This window comes from Streptomyces sp. CBMA152 (assembly GCF_014596475.1).
Classification (GTDB): Bacteria; Actinomycetota; Actinomycetes; order Streptomycetales; family Streptomycetaceae; genus Streptomyces.
In genome coordinates this window covers 59,822-69,534 of the sequence record NZ_MECJ01000016.1, presented here as the reverse complement: position 1 = coordinate 69,534, position 9,713 = coordinate 59,822, and the positions used below count along the sequence as shown (strand labels likewise).

12 protein-coding genes are annotated in these 9,713 nt (G+C 69.9%); 4 read left to right on the top strand and 8 right to left on the bottom strand.

The window, feature by feature from the left end; all coding sequences use genetic code 11:
• Positions 1-384 precede the first annotated feature (384 nt).
• Entirely contained in the window at positions 385-1,026 is a 642-nt protein-coding gene (locus BG418_RS16145) for a DNA-3-methyladenine glycosylase (protein ID WP_188274577.1), read from the bottom strand.
• An 85-nt stretch (positions 1,027-1,111) separates the two neighbouring features.
• Between BG418_RS16145 and BG418_RS16140 the strand changes: the two genes are divergently transcribed.
• From BG418_RS16140 to BG418_RS16130, 3 genes are all read left to right on the top strand, one after another.
• Positions 1,112-1,894 (top strand): sporulation protein, encoded by a 783-nt coding sequence (locus BG418_RS16140; protein ID WP_188274576.1) that lies wholly within the window; start codon positions 1,112-1,114, stop codon positions 1,892-1,894.
• A gap of 41 nt (positions 1,895-1,935) precedes the next feature.
• Positions 1,936-2,472: a YbhB/YbcL family Raf kinase inhibitor-like protein gene (locus tag BG418_RS16135; RefSeq protein WP_188274575.1), complete on the top strand. Its 537-nt coding sequence runs from the start codon at positions 1,936-1,938 to the stop codon at positions 2,470-2,472.
• 157 nt (positions 2,473-2,629) lie between these two features.
• Positions 2,630-3,136 carry an HNH endonuclease gene (locus BG418_RS16130; RefSeq protein WP_188274574.1) on the top strand — a complete coding sequence of 169 codons (507 nt, stop codon included), beginning with the start codon at positions 2,630-2,632 and terminating at the stop codon, positions 3,134-3,136.
• A 120-nt stretch (positions 3,137-3,256) separates the two neighbouring features.
• On the opposite strand, the gene BG418_RS16125 is transcribed toward BG418_RS16130, so the two are convergent.
• From BG418_RS16125 to BG418_RS16110, 4 genes are all read right to left on the bottom strand, one after another.
• Positions 3,257-4,030: a sulfite exporter TauE/SafE family protein gene (locus BG418_RS16125; protein WP_188274573.1), complete on the bottom strand. Its 774-nt coding sequence runs from the start codon at positions 4,028-4,030 to the stop codon at positions 3,257-3,259.
• Positions 4,031-4,163: 133 nt separating this feature from the next.
• Positions 4,164-5,093 (bottom strand): SPFH domain-containing protein, encoded by a 930-nt coding sequence (locus BG418_RS16120; protein ID WP_188274572.1) that lies wholly within the window; start codon positions 5,091-5,093, stop codon positions 4,164-4,166.
• Positions 5,094-5,172: 79 nt separating this feature from the next.
• On the bottom strand, positions 5,173-5,595 hold the full coding sequence (locus tag BG418_RS16115; RefSeq protein ID WP_188274571.1) for an NfeD family protein: 423 nt from the start codon (positions 5,593-5,595) through the stop codon (positions 5,173-5,175).
• Positions 5,596-5,653: 58 nt separating this feature from the next.
• Positions 5,654-6,445, bottom strand: coding sequence for an ABC transporter ATP-binding protein (locus tag BG418_RS16110; RefSeq protein ID WP_188274570.1), 792 nt, complete (start codon positions 6,443-6,445; stop codon positions 5,654-5,656).
• A gap of 137 nt (positions 6,446-6,582) precedes the next feature.
• Between BG418_RS16110 and BG418_RS16105 the strand changes: the two genes are divergently transcribed.
• Positions 6,583-7,383: a hypothetical protein gene (locus BG418_RS16105; RefSeq protein ID WP_188274569.1), complete on the top strand. Its 801-nt coding sequence runs from the start codon at positions 6,583-6,585 to the stop codon at positions 7,381-7,383.
• Positions 7,384-7,474: 91 nt separating this feature from the next.
• On the opposite strand, the gene BG418_RS16100 is transcribed toward BG418_RS16105, so the two are convergent.
• From BG418_RS16100 to BG418_RS16090, 3 genes are all read right to left on the bottom strand, one after another.
• Entirely contained in the window at positions 7,475-7,717 is a 243-nt protein-coding gene (locus tag BG418_RS16100) for a chaplin (RefSeq protein ID WP_188274568.1), read from the bottom strand.
• 173 nt (positions 7,718-7,890) lie between these two features.
• On the bottom strand, positions 7,891-8,532 hold the full coding sequence (locus tag BG418_RS16095; RefSeq protein ID WP_188274567.1) for a response regulator: 642 nt from the start codon (positions 8,530-8,532) through the stop codon (positions 7,891-7,893).
• The gene (locus BG418_RS16090; RefSeq protein ID WP_188274566.1) at positions 8,525-9,670 is read right to left on the bottom strand and encodes a GAF domain-containing sensor histidine kinase; all 1,146 of its coding nucleotides are present in this window, start codon (positions 9,668-9,670) and stop codon (positions 8,525-8,527) included. The genes BG418_RS16095 and BG418_RS16090 overlap by 8 nt, the downstream gene beginning before the upstream one ends.
• Between the last annotated feature and the right edge of the window lie 43 nt (positions 9,671-9,713).

Genomic DNA, 9,713 nt, shown 5'->3' with positions numbered 1-9,713 from the left:
GGCAGGCCGGGGTTGTCAATCTGGCGTTGACTTTTGGCACGCTGTTGAGTTCTCAAGGTACGGACGCTTCCTTTGTTCCCGTTTCCGGGCCCTCCGGGCGCTTCCTTCGTTTCCGACTCTATCAGACTCTTTCGTGTCCGATTCCCGTGTCAGCGGGATTTGCTTTCCGGGGTTTTCGCTTTCGCGCTTTCCCTTTCGGCGTGGTCACTACTTTAGCTGATTTCCCCGGCCGCTCATAATCGAGCCGCTGAATCCGAATTTCGGCATGCCGAAACAGGGACCCGTTCGGGTCAGTCGTAGGTAGTGGGTGGCCGCTTCGGGTTGCTGAACAGCAGGGCCCGTCTCAAGCGGCTCGGGCTACGTTAGGCGTCCGGTGGGGCCGAGTCAAGTTGCGCGGCGGCGCGGCTGATGGGGGCGGTAGGGGCTGACTGTCGGGTCGTCAGAGATCCAGAACCGCCAGGGATGTGGGGCTCCCTCGCCGCCCACTCCCGTGCGCGGACCACTGCGCACCAGGTCGGGGGCCACGGGCGTACCCGTAAGTACGGACAGCGGGGCACCGGGGGCGGTGCACACGTCCGTACCGTCCAGGTCCCGGTCGATGTCCAGGGCCGTGGCCAGGCGGGCCGGGCCTTTGGCCAGTTCCATGTCATTTCTGGCCGAGATTCGACGTTTGCGGGCCAGCTCCGCGCCCACTTGGATCTCGCCCGCCCGCAGCAGCACCCCGCTCGCCCTGCCCTCGGGGCCGCACACGAGGTTGAGGCAGTGCCACATCCCGTAGGTGAAGTAGACGTACGCGTGTCCGGGCGGGCCGAACATCACGCCGTTGCGGGCGGTCCGGCCGCGGAAGGCGTGGGAACCCGGGTCGTTGGCTCCGTCGTACGCCTCCACCTCTGTCAGGCGCAGCTCGACCGGGCCGTCGGGGCTGCTGCGCACCAGGGTGCGGCCGAGCAGGTCGGGGGCGACCTCCAGGACTGGGCGGTCGAAGAAGGCGCGTGGAAGTGGCGTACGTTCGGGGCCCGCGATCATGGCGTACGAGCGTAGCGGTTGGCGGCGCGGAACCGGAGCCCGAGGTTGCGCGTTCACAAGGGGCGAGATCTATGGAGGGAAGAGCATGGGGTTCAAGCGTCTGCTTGCGAGCCTGGGGGCCGGTGGCGCTTCGGTGGAGACCGAGCTGACCGAGGCCAATGTCGTGCCGGGCGGTGTCGTCCAGGGCGAGGTGCGCATCCAGGGCGGGTCGGTGGACCAGAAGATCGAGGGGCTCTCCGTCGGCTTGCAGGCGCGGGTCGAGGTCGAGGGCGGTGAGCACGAGACCAAGCAGGACATCGAGTTCACCAAGGTGCGGCTCGGCGGGGCCTTCGAGGTGAAGGCGGGCGCGGTGCATGTGGTGCCGTTCGGGCTTGAGATCCCGTGGGAGACGCCGGTCACGACCGTCGACGGGCAGCCGTTGCGCGGGATGCACATCGGTGTGACGACGGAGCTGGAGATCGCGCGGGCCCTTGACGCGGGCGACCTGGACCCGGTCAACGTGCACCCGCTGCCGGCGCAGCAGGCGATCCTCGACGCCTTCATCAAGCTGGGCTTCCGCTTCAAGAGCGCGGACATGGAGCGCGGGCACATCCGTGGGACGCGGCAGCGGCTGCCGTTCTACCAGGAGATCGAGTTCTACGCGCCGTCGGAGTACCGCGGGCTGAACCAGGTGGAGCTGACGTTCGTCGCGGACGACCGCGCCATGGACGTCGTCCTGGAGATGGACAAGAAGCCGGGTCTGTTCAGCGAGGGCAGCGACTCGTACCGCTCGTTCCAGGTCGGTCTGTACGACTACCAGGGGACGGATTGGGCCGCGTATCTGCACCAGTGGCTGGCGGAGGTCGGCGGCAGGCGCAACTGGTTCTAGGGTCTGTCCCAACCACTGGACATCAATCAGGAGGTGCCCGCGTGAGCGAGCTCAAGAGGCCGCCGCTTCCCCATGACTTCCACCCCGAGGTGCCGTCGTTCACCGTGGTGAGCGAGGACGTCCGAGAGGGCGCGGTACTGAAGGACGCCCAGGTCTACGCGGCGGGGAACACCTCGCCCCACCTTCGGTGGGAGGGGTTCCCGGCCGAGACCAAGAGCTTCGCGGTGACGTGCTTCGACCCGGACGCGCCGACGGGCAGCGGGTTCTGGCACTGGGTCGTGTTCGACATCCCGGCGTCGGTGACCGAGCTGCCGGCGGGCGCGGGCAGCGGGAAGTTCGAGGGGCTGCCGGCCGGGGCGGTCCAGGTCCGCAACGACTACGGGTCGAAGGACTTCGGCGGGGCGGCTCCGCCGGCCGGGGAGTCGCACCGCTATGTGTTCACCGTTTACGCGGTGGATTCGGAGAAGCTGGGGCCGGACGCGGACGCCTCCTGCGCCGCCGTCGGATTCCATCTGCGTTTCCACGCACTGGGACGCGCCCAGCTGATCGGCACGTACACCGGTCCCTCGAACAGCTGACTCCGAGTAGCTGATCGTTCCTTCATTGTTTGCCCTGCTCTGGTCTTGGAGAGATCAGAGCAGGGCATTTTTAATGCGTTGTCCGTTGTGGCGAGCCCGGCCAGAGTTGATCCAAGCCCGCCAGGGGGTGGGCCGGCACTACGCGGAGGTGGGCATTATGCGGGACACACTGGTACTGAACGCGAGCTTCGAGCCGCTGTCGACGGTGACGCTGAACCGTGCCGTGGTGCTGGTCCTCCAGGACAAGGCCGTCGTCGAGCAGGAGCATCCCGAGCTCAGGATGCGTGCCGCCGCCGTCGAGATACCGGTGCCGCGGGTGATCAGGCTCTGCCGGTACGTAAGGGTGCCGTTCCGAAGACAGGCTCCGTGGTCGAGAAGGGGTGTGCTGGTCCGGGACCAGCACCGGTGCGCGTACTGCGGGCGGCGCGCGACGACCGTGGACCATGTGGTGCCGCGGGCCCAGGGCGGGCGGGACAGCTGGCTGAACACGGTGGCGTCCTGCGCCGAGGACAATCACCGCAAGGCCGATCGGACGCCGGAGGAGGCGGCCATGCCGCTGTTGCGCCAGCCGTTCGTGCCGTCGCCCGCCGACGCGATGCTGCTCGGTATGGCGGCGGGTGATCGGTCCGCGCTGCCCGATTGGCTGGCGCGCGGCGCCGCGTAACGCTGCGCGTGCGGTAGTTCGACTGCGGATCGTGCGTGGCTGGTCGCGCAGTTCCCCGCGCCCCTAAATGCCTGGGGGTGGCCCACCGCGAAAAGCGGTGGGCCACCCCCAGGCATTTTCTCAGCGCAGCACCAGCTGCACGATCGCCACCACCCCCACCGCGATGATCACGCCGCGCAGCACCGCGGGCTTCAGGCGGCGGCCTACCTTCGCGCCGATCTGGCCGCCGATGGTCGAGCCGACGGCGATGAGCAGGACCGACGTCCAGTCGAAGTCGGCGACGAAGAGGAAGAAGAGGGCCGCGACGCCGTTGACCACGGCGGCTAGGACGTTCTTGACGGCGTTGATCCGCTGCAGGGACTCATTGAGCAGCAGGCCCATCAAGGAGAGATAGAGGACGCCCTGGGCGGCGCCGAAGTAGCCCCCGTAGATGCTGGCGGCGAAGAGGCCGACGAGCAGCAGCACGCCGCCGTCGGGGTGGGTCTCCGTGCCGGTGGTCTCGCGGCGGCGCCTCAGCGCGGCGGCGATGCGCGGCTGGAACAGGACGAGCAGCAGTGCCAGGCCGACCAGTACGGGGACGATCGCGTCGAACGCCTTCGACGGCAGGGCGAGCAGCAGGATCGCGCCGGTCAGTCCGCCGATGAGGGCGGCCACGCCGAGGCGGAGTACGCGGTGGCGCTGGCCGGTGAGTTCGTCGCGGTAGCCGATGGCCCCGCTGATGGAGCCGGGGACCAGGCCGAGGGTGTTGGACACGTTCGCCGTGATCGGCGGGAGACCGGTGGCCAGCAGCACGGGAAAGGTGATCAGGGTGCCGGAGCCGACGATCGTGTTGATGGTGCCGGCGCCGACGCCGGCCGCGAAGACCGCGAGTGCTTCCCAGATGGACAAGGCCATCTCCTTACACAATCAGTGAGACGCCTCCCCGCCATGGAGGTCGAGGGGCCGTACCGATCATGCACGCTTACGTGGAGGAGACAGTCGTCCGGGTCGGATCGTGGACTTCGCGCCGCCGTGGTGCCAACTCGCCTCAGTCGACGGGGGGTTCCTCGCGGCGCTCGGCGCCCGTGTTGAACCCGGGCATGCCGCTGCCGAGGTTGCCGAACGCGCCGGACAGGCCCTTGAGCGCGTCGCCGATCTCGCTGGGCACGATCCAGAGCTTGTTGGCGTCGCCCTCGGCGATCTTCGGGAGCATCTGGAGGTACTGGTAGGAGAGGAGCTTCTGGTCGGGGTCGCCCGCGTGGATGGACTCGAAGACCGTACGGATCGCCTGGGCCTCGCCCTCGGCGCGCAGCGCGGCCGCCTTGGCCTCACCTTCGGCGCGCAGGATCGCGGACTGCTTCTCGCCCTCGGCGCGCAGGATCTCGGACTGCCGGACACCTTCGGCCTGGAGGATGGCCGCGCGCTTGTCACGGTCGGCGCGCATCTGCTTCTCCATCGAGTCCTGGATGGAGGTCGGCGGCTCGATCGCCTTGAGCTCGACGCGGTTGACGCGGATGCCCCACTTGCCGGTGGCCTCGTCGAGGACGCCGCGCAGCGCCGCGTTGATCTCCTCGCGGGAGGTCAGGGTCCGCTCCAGGTCCATGCCGCCGATGATGTTGCGGAGTGTGGTGACGGTGAGCTGCTCGATGGCCTGGATGTAGCTCGCGACTTCATAGGTGGCGGCCCGGGCGTCGGTCACCTGGTAGTAGATGACGGTGTCGATGTTGACGACCAGGTTGTCCTGGGTGATCACCGGCTGCGGCGGGAACGGCACGACCTGCTCACGCAGGTCGATGCGGTTGCGGATCGAGTCGATGAACGGGACGACGATGTTCAGTCCGGCGTTCAGCGTCCTCGTATAGCGGCCGAAGCGCTCCACGATGGCCGCGCTGGCCTGTGGGATCACCTGGATGGTCTTGATCAGGGCGATGAAGACCAGCACCACCAGAATGATCAGGACGATGATGATCGGTTGCATCGCGTTCCCCGTGCCTCTCTTGCCTCTAGAAAGTGCGCGGAAGCGCTGGCGCTTCCGGCCCGGATGATCCTGGCATGGTTCACATCACGATGGCAGTCGCTCCGTCGATCTCGACCACATCGACCTGCTGGCCGGGCTCGAAGGACTGGCCGTCGTCGAGCGTACGGGCCGACCAGACCTCGCCCGCGAGCTTGATCCGGCCGCCGCTGCCGTCGACTCTCTCCAGGACGACCGCCTGACGGCCTTTCAACGCGTCGATCCCGGTGGCGAGTTGGGGCCGTTCGCTGCTGTGCCGGGCCGCGATGGGTCGTACGACGGCGATGAGCGCGACCGAGACCACGAGGAAGACGAGGACTTGGGCGACGGTTCCCAGGCCCAGGCCCGCGCCGACGGCGCCCGCGACCGCGCCGACGGCCATCATGCCGAACTCCGGCATCGCGGTCAGTACGAGGGGGATGCCCAGACCCGCTGCTGCGATCAGCCACCAAACCCATGCGTTCACGAGGTCATGGTAGGTCCGGGCACCCCGTCACGGACAGTGCACCTTTGAACGGCCGGCGTCAGGCGAGCGGGAGGCCGGTCGCGGAGTAGCGGTCGCCGCGGTGCTCGACGACGAGCGGGAGCCCGAAGCAGAGCGAGAGGTTACGGGAGGTCAGCTCGGTCTCCATGGGGCCGGCGGCGAGCACCTTGCCCTGGCGGATCATCAGGACGTGGGTGAAGCCGGGGGCGATCTCCTCGACGTGGTGCGTGACCATGACCATCGAGGGCGCGAAGGGGTCGCGCGCGAGCCGGCCGAGGCGGCGGACCAGGTCCTCGCGGCCACCGAGGTCGAGACCGGCGGCGGGCTCGTCGAGGAGCAGGAGCTCGGGGTCGGTCATCATCGCGCGGGCGATCAGAGTGCGCTTGCGCTCGCCCTCGGAGAGGGTGCCGAACTTGCGGTCCAGGTAGTCGGTCATGCCGAGCCGGTCGAGGAAGGCGCGGGCGCGCTCCTCGTCGACGGCGTCGTACTGCTCCTGCCAGGTGGCGGTCATGCCGTACGCGGCGGTGAGCACCGTCTGGAGCACGGTCTGGCGCTTGGGCAGCTTGTCGGCCATGGCGACACCGGCCATGCCGATGCGCGGGCGCAGCTCGAACACGTCCACCTTGCCGAGCCGGTCGCCGAGGATCTTCGCCGTGCCGGTGGTCGGGAAGAGGTAGCTGGAGGCGATGTTGAGGAGGGTGGTCTTGCCGGCGCCGTTGGGGCCGAGGATCACCCAGCGCTCGCCCTCCTTGACCGACCAGGAGACGTCGTCCACCAGAGCGCGTCCGTCGCGGACCACGGATACGTCCACCAGCTCCAGTACATCGCTCATGAGCGCGTTGTCTCCCCATGCAATCGTCTTGAGGTCCGGGCTGTGCCTGTGGGCAGGGCCCCGGGAAATCTCCCAGACAAAACCTACGCCACTGACGGAGTGGACCTGCCGTGAGGGCCAGTCCCTAGGCTGGGGCCATGTTCTCGGAACCACGTTCAGGTCGGCTGGCCGCATGGGGAAATGCCCTGTTGGCCGGGAAAGTTTCGCCGGACGACGCCGCGCTGGCGATCGTCGGGGACGACACGGTGCACCGGGTGGCGGGTCTACCCGGGGAGGCGGCGCCGGTGGGACTCACGCTGGCGCTCGGGCGGCTGCGCGCTCTCGGTGTGTCCGGCTTCCGGGTCGCGCTGCCCGCGCCGGGGCATCCGCTGGGGCTCAGCGGGCCGCCGGAGTTCAACGCGCGGGCGCTGGAGGCCGGGGAGGCGGTGGTCGGCTTCGGGGCGCCGCACGGTCTGGTGCCGGAGGTCCGCGAGGCGGGCCCGGCCGGTGATGTGCGCACCGAGGTGGTGTGGCACTGCCTCGCGGTACGGGAGGCGCCGCCCGCCGATGTGCCCTCGCTCGGGGAGGCGGAGCGGGAGCTCGCGGAGGCTTTGCGGGACGCGACGACGGCGCTGACGCGGCTCGACGTCGCCGGGGCGGGTCCGGCGGCGGAGGCGGCGATCGACGCGTACCGGGCGCGGGCGGAGGTCTTGGGCTCGGACGAGGAGGTCCTGGCGCCGGGCTACCCGCCGCGTGCGGTACGGGTGTTGGAGCTGGCCCGCCGGGTGGGACTGCTGGTCTCCGTGGCGCAGGCGGCCGAGGGGCGCTCGGTGGCGGGCGCGGTGAGCGCGTCGGAACTGGCGGCGCGCAGTGCGGTGCTGCGCCCGGTGGAGCGGGTGGCCCGGCGGGCGCGGGTGGCGGCGTACAACGCGGTGGTGGAGGAACGGGAGCGGGGGTAGGGGGCCGGGGTTCCGGGGGCGCCGCCCCCGGGCCCCCGAACGGGGGCTTCGCCCCCGTGGTCCCCTACCCCCGCTTGAACCCGCGCCGCAGTCAGCTGTTCTCGCACTCGTTCCCGAACGCCGGGTTCAGCAGCCCGACGACGTTGATCGTGTTGCCGCAGACGTTGACCGGGACGTCGACCGGGGCCTGGATCAGGTTGCCGGAGACCACGCCCGGGGAGTTCTTGGCCTCGCCGTGGGCGTCCGCTCCGTGCGCGGAGGCCGCGCCGGCACTGGCGGCCATGAGTCCACCGGCGACCATGGTGATGGCGGCGGCCTTCTTCAGGTTCTTCACTTCAGGTTCCTCCTGGTCTCGCTGCGGCGAGCGCCGCAGCACGCCATGAAGAACGCCTGACGTACGAAGGGGATGCGCCGGACGGGTGACATCCACCCGACGGTATGAATCTCTCACCGGAGCATGACGATCCGTATTTACGGATTGTCGGCCGCACGGCCCCCGACCAGGCCCTACCCCGCCGCCCCGTGCCGTACCGCCCACAGCGCCGCCTGGGTGCGGTCCGCGAGGTCGAGCTTCATCAGGATGTTGGAGACATGCGTCTTGACGGTCTTCTCGGAGAGGACGAGCGCCCGGGCGATCTCGCGGTTGGAGCGGCCGTCCGCGATCAGGCCGAGGACCTCGCGCTCGCGCTCGGTCAGCGAGGTGCCCCGGCCCTGGCCGGTGCCCGCGTCATCCTGGGAGAGCAGCGCGCCCGCGACCTCGGGCTGGAGCAGCACATGGCCCGCGTGCACCGAGCGGATCGCCCCGGCCAGCGCCTCCGGGTCGACGTCCTTGTACACATAGCCCGCCGCGCCCGCCCGCAGCGCGGGCACCACCGTGCGCTGCTCGGTGAAGCTGGTGACGATCAGGACCTTCGCCGGGTTGGCGAGCGTGCGCAGCTTGCGCAGCGCCTCGATGCCGTCCATGCCGGGCATCTTCACGTCCATCAGGACGACGTCGGGCTTCAGCTCCTCGGCCCGCGCGACCCCCTCGGCGCCGTCGGCGGCCTCGCCGACGACCTCGATGTCGTCCTGGACCTCCAGGAACGTACGCAGTCCGCGACGGACCACCTGGTGGTCGTCGACCAGGAGCACTTTGATGCTGTCAGCCACCTGGCACCTCCATCTCGATCGTGGCGCCCTCGCCGGGTGCCGATTTCACGATGAGCCGGCCGCCGACGCCGCTCGCCCGGTGCCGCATCGACACCAGGCCGAGGTGGCGGCCGGCCCGGCGGACCGCGCGGGGCTCGAATCCCTGGCCGTCGTCGACGACCCGCAGGGCCGCGCCCTGGCCGCGCCGTACCAGGACGACGGAGACGTGCTGTGCCTGCGAGTGGCGCAGGGCGTTGTGCAGGGCTTCCTGGGCGACGCGGAGCAGCGCCTCCTCCTGGGCGGGCGGCAGCGCCCGCACCCCGCAGTTCTCGAAGGTGACCTGTGCGCTGTGGGCGCGGTCGAGCACCTGGATCTGGGTGCGCAGGGTGTTGACCAGGCCGTCCTCCTCCAGGGCGGCCGGGCGCAGCTCGACGACGGCCGCACGCAGCTCGTCGGCGGCCTCGGCGGCGAGCACGGCCACCTGCTGGAGCTCGCCCTTGGCGCGGGCCGGGTCGCGGTCGATAAGTGCGGCGGCGGCCTGGGCGGTGAGCCGCAGGGAGAACAGCTTCTGGCTGACCGCGTCGTGCAGCTCGTGCGCCAGGCGCGTGCGCTCCTCGGTGATGGTGAGCTCGCGGCTGCGCTCGTAAAGACGGGCGTTGGTCAGCGCGATCGCCGCGTGCTGGGCGAGGATGCCCAGCAGTTCGGCGTCGTCCTCGGTGAAGCCGCAGCCGCCGTCGGGCTTGGGGCAGCGCTTGTTGGCGAGGAAGAGGGTGCCCAGCGTCTCCTCGCCGTCGCGGATCGGCGCGCCCAGGAAGTCGGACATGTCGGGGTGCGCGGCCGGCCAGCCGCCGAAGCGCGGGTCCTTGCGCACATCGGCGATCCGCTCGGGCTTCTCCTCGTGCAGCATCGCCGCGAGGATGCCGTGCTGGCGCGGCAGCGGGCCGATCGCCTTCCACTGCTCGTCGCTGACGCCGTCGACCACGAACTGGGCGAAGCCGCCGTGGTCGTCGGGGACACCGAGCGCCGCGTACTCGGCGTCGAGCAGCTCGCGGGCCGACGCGACGATCGTCTTGAGGACGTCGCGGACCTCAAGATGCCTGCTCATCGCGAGGAGCGCGGTGCTCACGGCGGCGAGGCCGGAGCTCGGTCGGTGACTCATGGGATCACCGTACCCGCGGGGTGTGACGGTGCGTATCCGCCTG